Raw genomic sequence first — 17,802 nt, 5'->3', positions numbered from 1 at the left:
CAATGGACGGCGGCCTTATGGCCGCCGCACCAAATGGCAGGAATCCCAATCTCATGACGATTTTCAAGCTGGCTGACCGCGGAGCGTTCACCGGCATTCCTCTGACGTTCCTCAATCGATGCCGCGCATATCAATTCCCCGCGGCCGACGGTGCCGAAGGATTCGTGGTCGACGGGCAACTCGCTGAAGCCGCTGCGAGACTTGGCCTGACCGGCGAAGCTGCCGAAGGTCTGCCTGAGACAAGTACGCCTCCGCGCATCGCAATCTACGCGGGCGAGGCCGTCGGCTATCCCTACTGGGCCTATTATGCCCATTCCCTGCTCAGCCTGGGGCTGACCTTCTCGCCAATCGACGGCCGGCAGATCTTGGCCGGGGCGCTTTCGGATTACGATCTGCTCGTCATGCCCGGCGGCTTCGCTACCTGGGGCCTGGATCGCGCCGAAAACCTCGCCGGCATCGACGCGGCAATCCACGCTTTCATCTCCGCGGGCGGCGCGTTCATGGGTTCCTGTGGCGGCGGCTTCTATGCCTCGGACGGGCGGCCGGGCTGGCTGCGCGCGATCGACGCGACCCCGAATTATACGCAGGAATATCTTTCAACCGGAGCAGCGGTGCTGGGCATTTCGGTCAGCGACCCGGTTCTTGGACGCGGCCTGCCGGAGGCGATCGAACTGCCATACTATCACGGACCGGTATATTCGAATTCGGTTCGGGCTGCAGTCTCGCTCGGGCACTTCCGCAATTTCATTTCTGAAAGCCGGCTGTTCATCGACAACCCGCTTGCACCGTCACTCTTCGATCGCGAGATGAAAAACACGCCCGCCGTTCTTTCCGCCAATCTCGGACGCGGCAAGGTGATCATCTTTTCGCCGCACCCGGAAATGGGCGAGTTCCTGCGTAAGGGCATCGTGCTTGAAGCCTACGTTCGGCGGTTTCTTCCCATTCGCGGCTTCAAAGTCATGGACGAGACGCTACGCTTCTTCATGAAGGAAGACTGCGCGGGTTTCAGACTGATCTACAATGCGCTTGTCTATCTCGGTTTGTTCGAAAGGCGAGGCGATGGCGCCATCTCTGAAATGGAGAAGGTCTCGCCGCACGAACTCCTGCAGCTGCTCAACGAATTGGACGCGGCCATGATCGCCTCGTTTGTCAGGCTGGAGGCCCTGGCGTGCTCCGAGACCGAGGCAATGCACCACCTCCTCTCCGCCGAATTCGGAAGGCTGAAGCAGGAATGGCAAGACGTGCTGGCGGGCATCCGGACTGAATGCGCCGCAGGCCTCGTCGACATCCGGCTGGTCGATGGCCTTGTCGGCGTCCTGCAGGCATCCCTCCCCTCGCTCGAAGCCCCGTCGAAGCCTACCGAAACCCTGGTGTTGACCGAAATGCCGATCAGGCTCTGCGCCGCAGGACTGCGTATCATGCGGTGCGACAATGCCCTGGAGACATCCCATGAAAACCGATAGCACCACCTCGGCCGGCGCATCCGATGTACGCTTCGTCTCGGTCGAAAAGTCGTTTGAAACCGCGACCGCTCTGCACTCCCTGGACCTCGAGATCGAGCGTGGGACGCTGTTTGCGCTGCTCGGGCCGAGCGGATGCGGCAAGACAACAACCCTTCGCCTCATCGCCGGTTTCGAGCAGCCGACCAGGGGACAGGTATATATTCGCGGAAAGGATGTGACGGGCATACCGGCCTACAAGCGAAGCTTCGGCATGGTCTTTCAGAATTTCGCGCTTTTTCCGCATCTGAGCGTCACCGAAAACGTGGCATTCGGTCTGCAGATGCGCGGCATCGGAAAGGATGTCATCCGCCAGAAGGTTGCCGCCGTTCTCGACCTCGTGGCACTTGGAAAGTTTGCGGACCGCTACCCGCGCCAGCTTTCCGGCGGCCAGCAACAACGCGTCGCGCTTGCTCGTGCCGTCGTGTTCGAGCCGGACGTACTGCTGCTCGATGAACCCCTGAGCGCGCTGGACAAGATGCTTCGCGAGCAGATGCAGGTGGAAATCCGCCAGTTGCAACACCGCCTCGGCATGACCACGGTCTTCGTCACCCACGATCAGGAAGAGGCGCTGACCATGTCCGACCGGGTGGCGGTGATGAACCACGGCCGCATCCAGCAGGCCGGCACACCGAAAGACATTTACGATCGGCCGCGCACCGAATTCGTCGCGACTTTTCTCGGCGCGAGCAACATTCTCGAAGGACATGTGCGGGGCCGCGAAGGAGTTCGTGCTGTCGTGGACGTCGCCGGTAATCTCGTTCAGGTTTCCGGCACGCCCGTCAGCAAGGGGAAGCTGCGCTTCGCCTTGCGGCCGGAGAAGATCGTGCTCGATCCGCAAAGCGGCATTCGGGCGGTGGTGAAGGACGTCATCTATCGAGGCGCCCAGACCTTCCTTTACCTCGATATGGGAGGAATAGCCCTCAACGCGGTACTGCAGAACACCGCCGCGACGCCAGCCGATATAGAGACCGGCACCTCCGTGGGGCTGTCATGGGAAACGGCAAGCGCCGTCGCACTGGAGGATCCGACATGAACAGGGTCCTTCCCGCATCATCTCTGCTCTACGCTGTCGCCTTGCCACCGTTGGTGATCCTCGGCCTGTTTTTCGTTGTGCCGCTTTGCTACCTGCTGTTCGTCAGCTTCATGACGAATTCGGGAACGTCGCTCTTTGATCTCGAGCCGACGCTGATCAACTATGCCGAAATCTTCACCGACTCCTTCTACCTGCTGATCATCCGGCGGACATTGCTGTCTACGGCCATCGTCCTCATCCTCTGCCTGCTGATCGGCTATCCCGTCGCTTTCTATGCAGCCCGGTTGTCCGCCCGAGGGCGCATGATCATGCTGATGGTGATGATGGTACCGCTGATGGTCAGCAACGTGGTCCGGGCCTATGGCTGGGTCGCTATCCTGGGACGGCGCGGTTTGGTCAGCAGCTCGCTGACAGGCGTTGGCCTCATCGAACGGCCGGTGCAATATCTCTATTCCTTCGAGGCGGTAACGCTCGGACTGCTGACGATCCTTCTGCCCTTCATGATCGTCTCGCTCACCAACTCGCTGACCACCATAGACACGCGATATACCGAAGCCGCCTATTCGCTCGGCGCCAGCCCGTGGCGTGCTTTCCTGCGCGTTACCCTGCCGCTTTCCAGCCCAGGCATCGCATCCGGCCTTATGCTTGTCACCTTCCTGACGCTGAGCGCCTACGTGACCATCGCGCTCCTCGGCGGGCCACGCTACAAGCTGCTGGTAAGCTTGGTATTCGACAGCGTCACCACCTTCCGGTGGCCCCGTGCTGCGGCTCTCTCTTTTGCGCTGCTGATCATCGCCCTGATTATTGCGGTCATCATTCAGCTCGTCGTTCGACCTAATCGCGTACAGGGGAAGGGCTGAACCATGGGAGCCGTCTTCCTCCGCCTTATCGTCGGCATCGCGCTTACCCTGATCATGGGGCCGATCCTTGTCGTGCTGATCGTGTCGTTCAGCTCGGGCGATGCGCTTGTCTTTCCGCCACCCGGCTTCTCGCTGCGCTGGTTCGTCGAATTCTTCGGAATAGCCGAAATGCGCAACGCCTTCATGCTCAGCATCGTTCTGGCGCTCACCTCGGCCTGTGCTTCCGCCCTGCTCGGACTTCTGGGCGCCATCTATGTCTCTCGCAACCGGAACGGCCTTTCGACCTTCCTGCAGATGCTCATCATGGCGCCGCTGGTGTTTCCGGCGCTTATCCTCGGGCTTGCGCTGTTGCTGCTCTACAAAACGGTCAACATGAGCGTGTTGCCGGGCCTTTTCATCGCGCATGTGGTCGTCTGCCTGCCTTACGCCTTCCGAGCCGTGCTGACCTCGCTGCAAAGCTTCGACACAACACTGGAAGAAGCAGGCCAGAGTCTGGGCGCCGGGCCGGTGCGTTCATTCATGCTGATCACCCTACCGATCATCTGGCCAGGAGTTCTCTCTGGCTGGCTGTTCGCCTTCGTCGTCTCCTTCGGGGAACTGAACACCGCGCTGTTCCTGACGGGGCCGGGCATCGTGACACTGCCGATCGAAATATTCAGCTACCTGCAATTCCAGGGCAACCAACTCGTCGTCGCCGCGGCCTCGGCATTGCAAGTCCTCATCATCCTCTTCGTGCTTGTGCTGGCCGAACGGTTGGTCGGCGCCAAGCAACTCGTCCAGAGATAGGCAGTCGGATATGGCACCCTTTATCACACGCCCCGAACTCAGCGGCACTTTTGGCGCGGTCAGTTCCACCCATTGGCTGGGTACGTCCGTCGGCATGTCGGTGCTGGAGCGCGGCGGCAATGCGTTCGACGCGGCTGCCGCCTGCGGCTTTACCCTTCAGATCGTCGAACCGCATCTGAACGGGCCCGGCGGTGAAGTCCCGATCATCCTCAAGAGCGCGGGCGAGGACGAACCGGTCGTCATCTGCGGTCAGGGCGTGTCTCCAGCTCTGGCCAGCCTGGAGGCTTTCCGCTCGCTCGGCCTCGACATGGTGCCCGGCACGGGACTTCTGCCGGCCGTCGTTCCCGGCGCCTTCGATGCCTGGATGCTATTGCTGCGCGATTACGGCACTCTGCCGCTCGAAGATATCTTCTCCTATGCCATCGATTACGCGGAAAACGGCTTCCCGCTGCTGCCGCGGGCGATCGCGTCGATCATTCCGGTCGAGGATCTGTTCCGCAACGAATGGCCGACCTCGGCCGAGGTCTGGCTGCCGCATGACCGAGTACCGAAACCCGCCGCCCTGATGCGCACACCGGCCATCGCCGCGACATACCGGCGCATTCTCGACGAGGCAAGGGCAACGGGCGGTGATCGTATTGACCAAATCGAAGCCGCGAGAACGGCTTTTTATCGCGGCTTCGTCGCGGAAGCTATCGACCGCTTCTACCGGTCGGCGGAACTGTTCGACACGACGGGCCGCCGCAATGGTGGTCTGCTTCGCGGCGATGACCTTGCCCGCTGGTCGGCGACGAAGGAAAGGACCGTGTCCCGCGATTTTCATGGGTTGACGGTCCATAAGACCGGCCCGTGGGGACAAGGACCGGTCTTCTTGCAGCAGCTAGCACTGCTGTCGCAGCTCGACATCGGCAGTCTCGACCCATACGGCGCCGACTTCATCCACACGGTCGTCGAAAGCGCCAAACTCTGCTTTGCCGATCGCGAGGCGTTTTACGGCGATCCGAACAGTTCAGACATTCCGGTTCAAACCCTGCTTTCCGACGACTACGCCCGGGAGCGGGCCAAACTGGTTGGTTCCGAGGCTTCGCAGCGGCTGGCCGCCAGCCATCTTTCCGGGGCGGCGGAAAGGCTGGAGCGGATCGCAGCCCGCGCCGGCAGCGAGGTTCCGCAGGGGCCGGGCGGCGGCGAGGTCACGTTCGCCGCTGTGCCCGAGATCGAGGGCGACACCGTCCATCTCGATATCGTCGACCGTTTCGGCAACATGGTCTCGGCGACACCGAGCGGCGGCTGGCTGCAGAGCTCGCCCGTCGTGCCAGGGCTTGGCTTTCCGATCTCCACCCGAGCCCAGATGTTCTGGCTGGATGACGGCCTACCTTCGACGCTGCGGCCCGGAACCCGCCCCCGCACCACCCTCACCCCCACATTGGTGACCAGAGACGGAGAAGGTTTCCTTGCGATCGGGACACCGGGCGGCGACCAGCAGGATCAATGGCCGTTGACGGTATTCCTGCGGCATGTCCTGCACGGACACGGCCTGCAACGCGCGATCGACGCTCCCATGTTCCACAGCAAGCACTGGCCGGGATCCTTCTATCCACGCGAATACGAACTCGGCCGTCTTCTCATCGAAGACCGGTATGACGCGTCTGTTCTTGATACGCTGCGCGAGCGAGGCCACAAGCTCTCCGTCCAAGAGAGCTGGGCTCTCGGCCGCGTCTGTGCCGTCGAAAGACGAAACGGTCTGCTCTACGGCGCGGCGACGCCTCGCCACGCCCAGAGCTACGCGATCGTACGCTGACCGATCGTCCTATCGGGCACCGTCCCCATTCCATATCCTGCTTGTCCATGCGACCCTTCAGCGGATAGACATCGATGTTTCTGGAATGAAAATGTTGAGTCCTCTATCGAGACCGCGGGTCCAACGCGTCGCGCAGACCGTCGCCCAGAAGGTTGAACGACAGCACGGTCATGAAAATCGCCATGCCGGGCCAGAGCGCCATCCAGGGCGCATTGCTGAGGAAGCGTTGCGCCGAGTTCAGCATCGAACCCCAGGACGGGGCCGGCGGCTGGAGGCCGAGGCCTAGGAAGGACATACTGGCTTCTGCGATGATCGCGGATGCGATCGTCAGTGTCGCCTGCACCATCAACTGCGGCAGGATGTTCGGCAGGATGTGGCGCACTGCAATGCGCCATTGCGGATTGCCCACGGCGCTCGCAGCCTCGATATATTCCTCCGCCTTGATCGACAGAACCTGACCGCGGGTCAGGCGGATGAAGAGCGGCGTGGCGGTGATGCCGATTGCAAGCATGGCATTCGTCAGGCTCGGGCCGAGGAAGGCCGCGAAGGCGATCGCCAGGATCAGGAACGGGCAGGCGAGCATGGCGTCGGTAAAACGGCTGATGAAACCGTCAATGATGCCGCCGAGGAAACCGGCGGCAAGGCCGAGCGGAACGCCGATTGCCATCGCGATCGCAACCGAGGTAAGGCCGGCCATCAGCGAGGCGCGCGCGCCCCAGATGATGCGCGAAAGCATGTCGCGGCCGGCTTCGTCCGTGCCGAACCAATGCGCCATGGACGGGGCTTTGCGGACCAGTGTCCAGCTCTGGGCAGCCGGATCGTATGGGGCCAGCAACGGCGCGAAGACGGCGACGAACACCATGAGCAGCACGACCGCGAGGCCAAGAAGCGCGCTCTTTCGTTTCGACAGCCGCCGCCACAGGCGGCCGCGGAAGAAGTGCGTGACGGGGTTTCCCCTGGGAGTGGCAACAGATTTGGTTTCCGAGATCGTCAGCACGGTCAGCTTCTCAGTCTTGGGTTGACGAGGATGTATCCGATATCAGCCAGAAGGTTGAGGATGATGTAGAACAGCGAAGTCACGAGCACGACGCCCTGCACCACGGGATAGTCGCGGGTGAAGACCGCATCGACGATCAGCTTGCCGAAGCCGGGGATCGTAAAAATCTGTTCGGTCAGCACCGCACCGGAGAGCAGCGCGCCGAATTCCAGCGCGCCGAGCGTGATGATCGGCGTCAGCGCATTGCGCATCGCATGTTTGAACACGACGACCCATTCGCTGAGGCCCTTAGCGCGGGCGGTGCGGACGTAATCGCTTTCCAGCGCCTGCAGCATGGCACCACGGGTGTGGCGCATGATGACGCCAGCGATACCGGTGCCCAGCACGAAGGCCGGCATGATCGTTGTCGACAGGTTCATTTTCAGATCTTCCCAGGGGCTGACGAAGCCCGACGCCGGCAGCCAGCCGAGGTTTACCGAGAAGAACATGATGAGCATGATGCCGAGCCAGAAGTTTGGCAGCGAAATACCGGCGAGCGACACGACGTTGGTCGCATAGTCGACCGGCGTGTTCTGGCGAAGCGCCGAAATGACGCCGCCGGCAATGCCGAGTACGAGCGCCACGATGATGCCCATGACGGCAAGCTGCAGGGTAACCGGCAGCTTCAGCAGGATCAGTTCGAGGACCGGACGGTTGTGGCGCATGGATTCGCCAAGATCGCCGACGAATACGCCCTTTACCCAGTAGAGATATTGAACGATCAACGGCTGATCGAGATGGTACTGGGCGCGGATGGCGGCAAGCGTTGCCTCATCCGGATTCTCGCCGGCCAGCACCAGCGCCGGGTCGCCCGGCAGAAGATGCTGCAGCGAAAAGATGATCAGCGACAGCAAAACGACGGTCGGGATAAGCTGCAGAAGGCGGCGTGCGAGAAGCGATGACATGGTTTAGCCTCCTGTCACGGTCTGGGCCGGCCGCTTGGCCATGGCTTCAAACGCCGCGAACAGTTCTTCGAGCTTAGGATTGCGCGGCTCGCGGGCGACTTCAGCGGCATCCTGCGCCGGTAGTTCGCGCCAGAAGGCGCAGGCATTCGCATGGCCGTTCGGCTCCACGTCGAGCTTCATGCTGACGGTCTTGCATTCCGGCCGCACGTACGGACAGCGAGTATGCAGGCGGCAACCTTCCGGCGGCGAAAGCGGGCTCGGTAAGTCGCCACACAGGCGGGCGGCCTTTGCGCGCTGGTGACTCGGCGGAGCGGCGACTGGAATGGCCGACAGCAGAGCCCGCGTATAGGGATGGCGGGGCACCGCGAAGATTTCGTCGGCGGTGCCCATCTCGACGACATTGCCGAGATACATGACGGCGACACGGTCGGCGATGTGCTTCACGACGCCCAGATCGTGCGAGATGAAGACGAAGGCGAGGCCGAGGCGCTTCTGCAGGTCCTTCAGGAGGTTGAGCACCTGCGCCTGGATCGAGACGTCGAGAGCGGAAACCGCTTCGTCGCAGATGATCGCCTTCGGCTCGGAAGCAAGCGCTCGTGCAATGACCACACGCTGGCGCTGGCCACCGGAGAATTCGTGCGGATAACGGCTTGCCTGTTCCGGGCGAAGGCCGACCATTTCGAGGAGTTCGGCGACGCGCCAGGCGCGTTGGCCCGCTGGAACGATATTGTGCAGCATCAGCGGTTCGGCGATCGTTTGAGCGATCGTCATGCGCGGATTGAGCGACGCATAGGGGTCCTGGAAGATCAGCTGGACATGCCGCCGCTGTTTACGCATCGCCGCATGGCTGAGATTGGTGACATTCTGGCCATCGATGAAAACTTCACCGGCGCTCGGTCTAATCAGCCGCATCAGCAGGCGGCCGAGCGTGGACTTGCCGCAGCCGGATTCGCCGACGATCGCGAGCGTTTCGCCCGGCATCAGCCTCAGGGTGACATCTTCGACGGCGCCGACTGATGCCAGCGGGCGGCCGAACACGGTGCGCTTGACCACGAATTTCCGGCCGAGCCCGCGGGCTTCGATAATGGGAGTTGTGGTAGTCTGGGTCATGGGACGAGGTCCTGCATGGGCGCACGCCAGCAGCGGCTGAAATGACCGGCGGAGACTTCGATCAGTTCGGGCATTTCAGCGCATTTTTCGATGCGGAACGGACAGCGCGACTGGAAGCGACAGCCTGACGGCGGATTGGCCATGTCCGGCACCGTGCCGGTTATGGCGACGAGTTGTTCGCGCTTCTCATCGAGACGCGGCAGCGAGCCGAGCAGACCGACTGTGTAAGGGTGCTGCGGGAAGGTAAACAGTTCCTCGACGGAACACTGTTCAACCACTTGGCCCGCATACATGACGATCACGTCGTCGCAGGATTCTGCGACCACGCCGAGATCGTGGGTGATGAGGATGATGGCCGTGCCGGTCTCCTGCTGCAGTTCGCGCATCAGTTCCAGCACCTGCGCCTGGATCGTCACATCCAGCGCGGTGGTCGGTTCGTCGGCGATCAGCAGTTCCGGATCGCAGGCAAGCGCCATGGCGATCATCACGCGCTGGCGCATGCCGCCGGAAAGATTGTGCGGATATTGGTGGTAACGGGTCTCGGGCGAGGGGATGCGCACCAACTTCAGCATGGCGATGGCGCGTTCGGTCGCTTCCTTCTTCGACATCTGCCGGTGCCGCAGAATGACTTCGTTGATCTGTTCACCAACCGTATAGGACGGATTGAGCGAGGTCATCGGCTCCTGGAAGATCATCGCCAGCCGGTTGCCGCGAAGGCTGCGCATGCCGCTCTTCGTTTCCTCGAGCAATTGCCGTCCGTCGAAATTGACGCTGCCGGAAATGCGGGCACTGTGTTCGGGCAGAAGCCGCATGATGGCAAGCGAGGTAACGCTCTTACCGCTACCCGACTCACCGACGATCGCGAGGGTGCGGCCCTTCCCGACCGAAAAGCTGACTCCGTCCACGGCGGTGACCGTACGCATATCGCCCTCAAAGACGACGCGCAGGTTATTGACGTCCAGCACCGACGCACGTGCGTCGTCAGCCCGAACAGATCGGGCTGACTGGTTTTCAAGTGTATGTTGAGACGTGCTCATCGAAGCTTTTGTGTCAGCTTGGGTATTATTTACGGCTGACGCCAGCCAGACGGATGATGCCATCCGGAGCGGGCTTCATGCCAACGATGTTGGAGTTGTGGGCGAAGATCCACTGCGAGTGGTACAGGTAGACGATCGGCAGGTCCTTTTGGAGGATTGCGACGGCCTTGCTGTATTCGGCCTTGCGAGCTTCCACGTCGCCGATCGAACGAGCCTTTTCGAGCGTCGCGTCGAGTTCCTTGTTGCAGTAATGCGCATCGTTGGTCGGCGCACCGCAGGAGAGCATCGGAGTGATGTTCAGGTCAGGGTCGACACGACCGCTCCAGCCGACGAGGTGGGACTGAAACTTGCCCTGGCGGGCGATGTCGAGCAGCGTCATCAGCTCGGTCGGCTTGATCGAAACATTGATGCCGATTTCCTGGACCATGGCCTGGATCAGAGTCGCGACCTGCTGGCGCTCGGCGTCGGTCGGCACGAGGAGTTCGAGATCGACGGACTTCACGCCGGCTTCCGCCATCTTCCTCTTGGCGGCTTCGATGTCACGGGCCGGAACCGGGAACTTCTTGTCGTAGAAGGGACTCGACGGGGGGAACGGCTGGTTGCCGATCGATGCCTGGGCGTCGAAGACGACATTGCTGATCGCTTCGCGGTCGATTGCGAGGCTGAAGGCTTCGCGGATTGCGGCCTTCTTGCCGGCGTCGAGGTTTGCGCCTTCGCCGCCGATGCTGAAGGTGATGCCATAGTAGCCGAGGCCGACGACCGGATCGACGGCCAGCGCCTTGTCCTTCTTGACGGCTTCGACGTCCGTTGCCGCGAGACGCTCGATCAGGTCAAGCTGGCCGGAACGCAGGTTCAGCAGACGGACGTTGGAATCCGGCATGCCGCGATAGATCAGGCGGTCGAAGCTGTACTTCTTGGCGTCATAATATTGCGGGAACTTTTCAAGGACGATGCGGTCCTGAACGACGCGCTCGACGAACTTGTACGGGCCGGAGCAGACCGGAGCATCGGTGAACTTCTCGCCGAGCTTTTCACCTGCCGTCGGGCTGATGATCATGCCGGCGCGGTCGCTGAGGGCCGCGAGCAGCGGAACGGACGGCGACTTCAGATTGATCTGAACCGTGGTCGGGTCTACGACGTCAACCGTGTTGATCGCGCTGATTTCCGGCTTGCGGCGAGAGAATTTTGCGTTGAGGGCCCGCTCGAGATTGTACTTGATCGCAGCGGCATCGACCTTGGTGCCGTCATGGAAAACGGCGTCGTCACGAAGCTTCAGGGTCAGCGTCTTGCTGTCGGCGCTCCATTCCCAGCTTACGGCAAGCATCGGGATGATCTTGCCGTTTTCGTCGATATCGACGATCTTATCGCAAAGCGACTGAAGAACGTGGCGACCGACGAAGCTCCAGTTGGTCGATGGATCCAGCGTATCCGGATCGTCCTGCAGGCCGATCTTCAGAACGGATTGGGCAGCGGCAGGTGCCGTGGCGGAGGCCAGGCCGCCAAGCGCCAGGCCGGCTACCAGTGCGAGGTAAAGTGGTTTCATCGAATTCCCTCTCTTGTTTAGAACTCTTTGTTTCGGCCTAGCGTGCGACCGCGTAACCCTGGACGCCGCGCGGGTTGGAACCAGCCTTGATCAGCTGAACGTCGCCATCCATTTCCCGTGCGACGGCTGCAAGACGGCCCTCGGACCAGGCATCGGCAACGGTAATCCTGTGACCACGGGCCGCGAGATCTTCGCGCACTGCCTCCAGGAAGCGGGATTCCAGCGTGACCGCGCCATGGCTGATCTCACGCGGCCAGAACGAAGATGGCAGGTGGTCGGTGTGGAAGGACGGCGCGTCGATCGCCTCCTGCAGGTTCATGCCGTGATGGATATGGTACATCAGCATAATGAGCTGCCACTGGTCCTGCTGGTCGCCGCCCGGCGTACCGAAGGCCATGTAGGGCTGGCCATCGCGGAAGACGGTGGACGGGGTTAGCGTTGTGCGCGGACGCTTCGACGGCATGAGTGACGAATTTAGACCTTCTTCGAGCCAGAACATCTGGCCGCGGGTGGTGAGGCTGAAGCCGAGGCCCGGGATGACCGGGCTCGACTGGAACCATCCACCGGAAGGCGTTGCTGAAACCATATTCCCCCAGCGGTCGACGGCGCTGACCTGCACCGTATCGCCGCGCTGTGCGCCCTCTAATGTGAGCGCCGGTTCGCCATACCTGTCGTTCGGCAGCTTGGGTTCACGGGCGACTGTCGGCTCTCCGCCGCCAAGGCCGGGTTGATGAATCGTGCCGACTGTGCGCAGCGGCGGCATATTGGGATTGCGGCCGTCCGGCGTACCGGGGCGCACTTCCATCGAGGCCGTGTTGGTGATCAGAGCCCGGCGGGTATCGGCATAGTCGGAAGACAAGAGCGCCCCCATCGGCACGTCGGTACTGTCGCCATACCAGGAATCGCGGTCAGCCATCGCAAGCTTGGTGGTCTCGACGACGAGATGCACGAAATCGGCACTCATCGGGTCGAGATCGGCGATATCCGTGCCCTTGAGGATGTTCAGCATCTGCAGAAGAACCGGGCCCTGCGACCACGGCCCGCACTTGAAGACCTCGCAATCGCCATAGGTGGTGGAAACCGGCTTTTCGATCAGCGGCTTGTAATCGGCCATGTCCTGGGCTGTGATCAGACCCTTGTGGCGACGGCCGGACACATCCCAGACTTCTTCCGTTGCGCAGAATTCCTCAATCCGTTCGGCGACCGGGCCGCGATACCAGAAATCAAGCGCAGCATCGATCCGCGCTTCGCGAGTCTTGGCCGATTTCGTCTGGTCGATGATCTTCTGGTAGAGGTCTGCAATCAGTGGATTGCGGAAAAGCTTGCCGGATTGCGGCGCCACACCGCCAGGCAGGTAAACTTCCGCCGAGCTCGGCCAATGCGTTTCGAACAGCTGGCGCATGGAGGCGATCGTGTTGGCAATACGCGGCACCAGCGGATGGCCGGTCCGTGCATAATAGATCGCCGGGGCCAGGACGTCTTCCAGTTCAGCCGTGCCGTAGTCGCGCAACAGGGTCAGCCATGCGCCGAATGCGCCCGGTACGCAGGCCGCAAGCAGCCCGGTTCCCGGAATAATATCGAGGCCAAGTTCCTTGAAGTACTTCATCGTGGCCTTGGACGGGGAAGGCCCCTGACCGGAAATCACAGTCGGGGCCGTTGCGCCGGCAGGTGTGACAATGATCGGCACTTCGCCCGCAGGGCCGTTGAGATGGGGTTCGACAACCTGAAGGACAAAGCCGGTCGCAACCGCGGCGTCAAAGGCCGTATGGCCTTTTTCCAGCATGGACATGCCGACTGTTGAGGCGAGCCAGTGGGTCGATGACACTGCTCCGAACGTGCCCCTGAGTTCCGGTCGTGTTGTGAAGGTCATGGCAATTCCCCGGCCAGCCGCGTGCGTCCCATCTTTCAGCCTCTTCGCAGAGGTTACCGGCGGGACCGCATGTTGGTGCTAGATTATATACAAATCTAAATGTTAAGTGCCGCATCGCATGCGACAGCCCCTCTCTGTGGACATACTGTATATTTGTTCCCGACATTGCAAGGGGATTGTGTAATATCTTGCCGATTGGGCGATCAAAACGATACAAGCAGACAGCCCGAAATGGGCAAAGGGGGATGCCTGATGCTGGAAACTCCGGCTAACGCCAAGAAAAGTCGAAGTGATTTCGTTGCAGAACAGTTGGAGGAAGCTGTGATCAATGGCGACATCCCGGCGGGTTCACGTCTCGATGAAACATCGATCGCGGCGCAGTTCGGCGTTTCGCGGACGCCGGTTCGCGAGGCATTGCACATTCTTTGCGGCCGCGGTCTTGCCGAACGTGAGCCTTACAAGGGCGTCGTCGTCATCCAGATTTCGGCGCAGCGTATCGACGAGATGTTCGAAGCGATGGCGGAACTTGAGGCAACTTGTGGCCGGCTTTCCTCACACCGGATGACGATGAGCGAGCGAGCGGAGCTCGAAAGCATGCATCGGGACATGAATGCGTTGGCCGACGAGGGCGATCACGAAGCCTATAACGAGATCAACACACGGTTTCACAGCCTGCTCTTCCAGGGCAGCCACAACAGCGATCTCATCTCGGCCGCGCAGACCCTGAGGCTGAAGCTTGCACCTTTCCGCAAATATCAGCTGAAGGACAAAGGTCGCCTGAAGCGTTCCTGCCGCGAGCATCAGCAGATCGTTGACGCCATTCTCGATCAGGACCCGAAAGCCGCAGAAAACGCGTTGCGCCGCCACCTCGTTTCCGCGGCCCAGGAAGTCCTTCTCAAGCGCCAGCGACAGGAAGACGAAGCCGCCGCCAAAAGTCACCTTTGAAGAAAGCATATCGATGTCCGATACGATCGAAAAAGACGCCATTCGCAATGTCATCGCAGAGATGCAGGCCGCCTGGAACCGCGGGGATTTCCACGGATACATGGCTGGGTTCGCAAATCCTGACGTGATCTTCGTCTCGCGAGGCAAGATCCAGAAGGACTGGCAGGCAACGCTGGACCACTATATCGACGATTATGGCGGGTCCCCCGGCTCACAGGGCGAGCTTGCCTTCTCCAATATCCGGATCGAAATGCTGGCACCGGATGCAGCGCAACTGATCAGCGATTACAAGCTGGTACGCGCCGTCGGAAACCAGTCCGGCGTGAACACCCGCCTAATGCGCAAGCGCGACGGCAAATGGATTATCGCACTTAACCACGTCTCAAACACTGAACGGTAGGGTGCGCCTTCCAGATGAATAGCAATGCGCCAAACCAAGATGTTCTACTTTTATTGCCGCTTCTGGTCCTGGATTGTCTGCCAGAAACGTAGAGACGAGTTCGCTCAATGGCTTTGCACAACATCGCTGTTGCCAGAACATAGTAAGGTCTTGAAAGGATTCGAACCTGTGACCCACAATGTGATTGACATCAAACCGCTGAATATATGGATAATCTCCGCATGTGAGATAGGATCTGACTATTGGAGCAGATTGAAACTCTCGCTCGCCAGTTCCGTGACGCGATCGAACGGTTCATGGTCAACCAGCCTCCCACCATTATGCAAAACTTTCCGCCTGCCGCTCGAAACGACAGCAGGCCAGATTTTGCTACCCAATGCCGGAACTTATGCTCCCTGAAGTTTCGAAAAAAATTGAATCTCAGCTAGCGCAATCCGGTCCGCCATTGAGAAAAAAAGGAGTTGAGTGCGGTCATTCAGCGTAAGCACTGATTTGACTTCGGTTACGTCATCACAGCGCGCTTCTGAAAAGGCGATGCCCTCTCGCTCCAACTTTTCCTTCACCAAATCAAGATCGGCTCCAGGGAGATAACCGGATAGATCAACTTCTGTTCTCTTTGCGATTTCAATTTTATGATGTTTTGGAGCGGGTTCTCCTCCAGAGGCTTCCCACAATTGCAAACCAATTCGGCGCACTTCGACTCGATTTTCCACTGCCCAAATAGCTATTTGAAAGTCACCATATCCCAACAAGGCACTAAAAGGGTCGGAACCACCAAAGTCCCACCATTCCGGCGGGCCGAGCTCCTTACCCAATATTGACAGGGACATGTCAGGCCTAATGGGGCAATCGTTTCTATTTTTCAGTAGTTTTCCAATATCGATAGTTCTCATTTACGAGGACCCTTATCATCCTGACTGTTTTTGTCGTCAGAGGAATCACTGTCACTTTTTTTATCAGTGCTGTTTTGGGAGAGCTTGCTCTCAATCACATCGGACAATTCCTGCAGTTCCCTTTTTCTATCTGCATATCCTTTGCTGCCCTTCAGGTGATCTTGTGCCGCGTTCACTTGATCATGAAGCTTTTCCAAGCCTTTTGTTGAACCTAAGGTAGGCTGGAGTGAGCCTATGGCTTCATCAAACGCCTTACCTGGAACAGCGCCTCCTACTGGTTCAAACTCGAAATCTCCCTTTGCGCCTGGGCGTATCCCAACCTCATGCTGGCGACCCTTGGAATCAACCCCTTTCCAATGCGCTCCTTTATCACCCCAGTCATTCAGCGATCCGGGGCCGGTATAAATGCCGTCTTTGCCAGCCATATTGGATGCGGTGCCAGCCAACGGCGAAAAATTGACCTTGCCGTCATCGGCGAGGTCGATACCTCCCCATATACCTAGTCCGACCGCGACACCCACCAGGGCTTGGCAACCTCCCGATGCACAGGCGATACCTAGACCGATTGCGATATCGTCTAGCAAAACGATGTGACCGTTCGGATCGCTTTTGTTGATTGGGTCATTCAGCGAATACGAATATCGATTGGTGCCGACGCCCGGCGCCGCCGGGTCCATGGTATCGGGCGAGATAAACCGCGCGTTCGCGGCCGATCCGAACGAGACGGACACCATGCTGCATACAAGCAACAGACTTAAAAACCGGGCCAAGAGCCCACCGGAAAAGAATTTCATGAACAAGCCCCCGATTACGTTCGTTCGTCATTGAACCTGGCCGTCTTGCTGCCGCCACCCCAAGGCTTCCGCTTTCGCAAATGCTTCCATATTCCGCCCATACCACTGATCGGCCCTGGTCTTCAGATCGGCCGGAATGTCTTCCAACCTTGTGTACTTCCCCGCCAATTCCCGCCGCAAAAGGCCGTTGTAGGCGCTGCCCTTCTTGACCAGCCCATAGGCGAAGTTCGGATAATGCAGCAGCAGCACGTCTGAGACGGCGATCGCACTTTCGAACTCACCTTTGGCGATGTGATCTTCGATGAGAAAGGCGGCGATCAGCGCCGTTGCTTCGTCGTGGGTGAGAGCACGGAGATAGACGCCATTTGCAACGGCTCGGTCGGACATCGGCAGTTTCTGCCGATACCAGCCATCTCGGGTAAAACCGCCACCACTGGTGGTTTCCAGGTTCCAGACCTTGCCGTCATCGTCGGTATATTTGACGAAGACATGCAGCGGTGCCTCAGCCAGCGCCATCGTCAGGCCGAGGCGCTGGCCGAGCGCCAGGAACAGGAGCGGCATGGTGATGCAATTGCCGCGCCGGGTGGTCAGATAGCGTTGCAGCAGCCGGTTTGCAGGCTTCTCGCCGAGCGGATCGTCGAGATCGTACCGGAACGGTTTTTTGCCGTTCCAGGAACCGCTCTCATACAGATATCGTTTCAGGGCGGTGAGCTTGGCGGTGCTATCCACATCCTTGCCCGCCATCTCGGCGATCTCGGCCGCCATCCGGTCGACCATAGATTTGACGGCGGCCGTGTTCACAGACGGGTCGACCATGGCATCGACGGTCAGCTTGACATCGAGAAGGTCCCGAGAGGGTTCAAACAAGGCTTCGACCTGTCGCTGCACCGGGACGGGATCGGGTCTTGGCGACTGGGCAAGCGCGGCCGCCAAAGGTGCCAGCACCACCGCAATGGCAATGGAAAAGCTCCTCATCATTTGCCACCGGCTCGACGGCTTGCTGCCGTTGCGGAAGAGCCGGCGTCTATCGACTTGGAGTCAGCATTGGTCATTGCGGCCATTGCGCTTGCTGCCGCCCTCATGAGGATCGACGTGTTCCGCGGCTCGATGACTGGTTGACCGCCCGTCTGTTTTGCATCAGGGCGCGCGCCGTCATCCTTCGGGATAAACCTGCCGAATGCTGGATCGTAGTATCGTGCGTTGAGGTACATGAGGCCGGTTTCGGCATCGAAGCGTTCGCCGATATAGCCCTTCCTGGTCTGCATCGCCGTGTTGGTCGGCTGGCCATAG

General features: G+C 60.1%; 17 protein-coding genes. 7 read left to right on the top strand and 10 right to left on the bottom strand.

Annotation, left to right across the window (positions count from 1 at the left end; translation table 11 throughout):
* The first annotated feature begins 53 nt into the window (after positions 1 to 53).
* The 5 genes from ABK249_RS29425 to ABK249_RS29405 are packed head-to-tail and all read left to right on the top strand — an operon-like array spanning position 54 to position 5,979.
* Positions 54 to 1,463, top strand: a complete 1,410-nt coding sequence (locus ABK249_RS29425; RefSeq protein ID WP_227705553.1) for a BPL-N domain-containing protein — start codon at positions 54 to 56, stop codon at positions 1,461 to 1,463.
* A complete protein-coding gene (locus ABK249_RS29420) occupies positions 1,450 to 2,535 on the top strand; it encodes an ABC transporter ATP-binding protein (RefSeq protein ID WP_227705552.1) in 1,086 nt (361 codons plus the stop codon). Before ABK249_RS29425 ends, ABK249_RS29420 begins: the two co-directional genes overlap by 14 nt.
* Positions 2,532 to 3,395, top strand: coding sequence for an ABC transporter permease (locus ABK249_RS29415; RefSeq protein ID WP_227705551.1), 864 nt, complete (start codon positions 2,532 to 2,534; stop codon positions 3,393 to 3,395). The genes ABK249_RS29420 and ABK249_RS29415 overlap by 4 nt, the downstream gene beginning before the upstream one ends.
* Positions 3,396 to 3,398: 3 nt before the next feature.
* Entirely contained in the window at positions 3,399 to 4,181 is a 783-nt protein-coding gene (locus tag ABK249_RS29410; protein WP_210054771.1) for an ABC transporter permease, read from the top strand.
* A 10-nt stretch (positions 4,182 to 4,191) separates the two neighbouring features.
* Positions 4,192 to 5,979: a gamma-glutamyltransferase family protein gene (locus ABK249_RS29405; protein WP_348864689.1), complete on the top strand. Its 1,788-nt coding sequence runs from the start codon at positions 4,192 to 4,194 to the stop codon at positions 5,977 to 5,979.
* A 103-nt stretch (positions 5,980 to 6,082) separates the two neighbouring features.
* Here the strand turns inward: ABK249_RS29405 and ABK249_RS29400 are convergent, their stop codons facing one another.
* From ABK249_RS29400 to ABK249_RS29375, 6 genes are all read right to left on the bottom strand, one after another.
* Positions 6,083 to 6,901: an ABC transporter permease gene (locus ABK249_RS29400; RefSeq protein ID WP_037146433.1), complete on the bottom strand. Its 819-nt coding sequence runs from the start codon at positions 6,899 to 6,901 to the stop codon at positions 6,083 to 6,085.
* A 77-nt stretch (positions 6,902 to 6,978) separates the two neighbouring features.
* Positions 6,979 to 7,920, bottom strand: coding sequence for an ABC transporter permease (locus tag ABK249_RS29395; RefSeq protein WP_037146321.1), 942 nt, complete (start codon positions 7,918 to 7,920; stop codon positions 6,979 to 6,981).
* 3 nt (positions 7,921 to 7,923) lie between these two features.
* Positions 7,924 to 9,030 carry an ABC transporter ATP-binding protein gene (locus tag ABK249_RS29390; protein ID WP_227705549.1) on the bottom strand — a complete coding sequence of 369 codons (1,107 nt, stop codon included), beginning with the start codon at positions 9,028 to 9,030 and terminating at the stop codon, positions 7,924 to 7,926.
* Positions 9,027 to 10,067, bottom strand: a complete 1,041-nt coding sequence (locus ABK249_RS29385; protein ID WP_081952687.1) for an ABC transporter ATP-binding protein — start codon at positions 10,065 to 10,067, stop codon at positions 9,027 to 9,029. The genes ABK249_RS29390 and ABK249_RS29385 overlap by 4 nt, the downstream gene beginning before the upstream one ends.
* 25 nt (positions 10,068 to 10,092) lie before the next feature.
* Positions 10,093 to 11,610, bottom strand: coding sequence for an ABC transporter substrate-binding protein (locus ABK249_RS29380; protein ID WP_227705548.1), 1,518 nt, complete (start codon positions 11,608 to 11,610; stop codon positions 10,093 to 10,095).
* A gap of 37 nt (positions 11,611 to 11,647) precedes the next feature.
* Complete coding sequence (locus ABK249_RS29375; protein ID WP_227705547.1) at positions 11,648 to 13,480, bottom strand: gamma-glutamyltransferase family protein; 1,833 nt, start codon at positions 13,478 to 13,480, stop codon at positions 11,648 to 11,650.
* A 252-nt stretch (positions 13,481 to 13,732) separates the two neighbouring features.
* On the opposite strand from ABK249_RS29375, the gene ABK249_RS29370 reads away from it, so the two are divergent.
* Both ABK249_RS29370 and ABK249_RS29365 read left to right on the top strand, forming a co-directional pair.
* Positions 13,733 to 14,425 (top strand): GntR family transcriptional regulator, encoded by a 693-nt coding sequence (locus ABK249_RS29370; protein WP_227705546.1) that lies wholly within the window; start codon positions 13,733 to 13,735, stop codon positions 14,423 to 14,425.
* Positions 14,426 to 14,438: 13 nt separating this feature from the next.
* Positions 14,439 to 14,825, top strand: a complete 387-nt coding sequence (locus ABK249_RS29365) for a YybH family protein (protein ID WP_348864688.1) — start codon at positions 14,439 to 14,441, stop codon at positions 14,823 to 14,825.
* Between the two features lie 386 nt (positions 14,826 to 15,211).
* Here the strand turns inward: ABK249_RS29365 and ABK249_RS29360 are convergent, their stop codons facing one another.
* The 4 genes from ABK249_RS29360 to ABK249_RS29345 form a co-directional block, all read right to left on the bottom strand.
* A complete protein-coding gene (locus ABK249_RS29360) occupies positions 15,212 to 15,718 on the bottom strand; it encodes a hypothetical protein (RefSeq protein ID WP_227705544.1) in 507 nt (168 codons plus the stop codon).
* A complete protein-coding gene (locus ABK249_RS29355; RefSeq protein WP_227705543.1) occupies positions 15,715 to 16,512 on the bottom strand; it encodes an RHS repeat protein in 798 nt (265 codons plus the stop codon). Before ABK249_RS29355 ends, ABK249_RS29360 begins: the two co-directional genes overlap by 4 nt.
* A 27-nt stretch (positions 16,513 to 16,539) precedes the next feature.
* A complete protein-coding gene (locus tag ABK249_RS29350; RefSeq protein WP_280107545.1) occupies positions 16,540 to 17,490 on the bottom strand; it encodes a transglutaminase family protein in 951 nt (316 codons plus the stop codon).
* Positions 17,487 to 17,802, bottom strand: a 316-nt coding sequence (locus ABK249_RS29345) for an RHS repeat-associated core domain-containing protein (RefSeq protein WP_348864687.1), incomplete at its 5' end; no start/stop codon positions are given. The genes ABK249_RS29345 and ABK249_RS29350, both read right to left, overlap by 4 nt.

The sequence above is a fragment of the Neorhizobium phenanthreniclasticum genome (assembly GCF_040066075.1).
Lineage (GTDB): Bacteria > Pseudomonadota > Alphaproteobacteria > Rhizobiales > Rhizobiaceae > Neorhizobium > Neorhizobium petrolearium.
The sequence above is the reverse complement of the archived record's forward strand: the minus strand, read 5'-3'. Positions and strand labels throughout refer to the sequence as shown.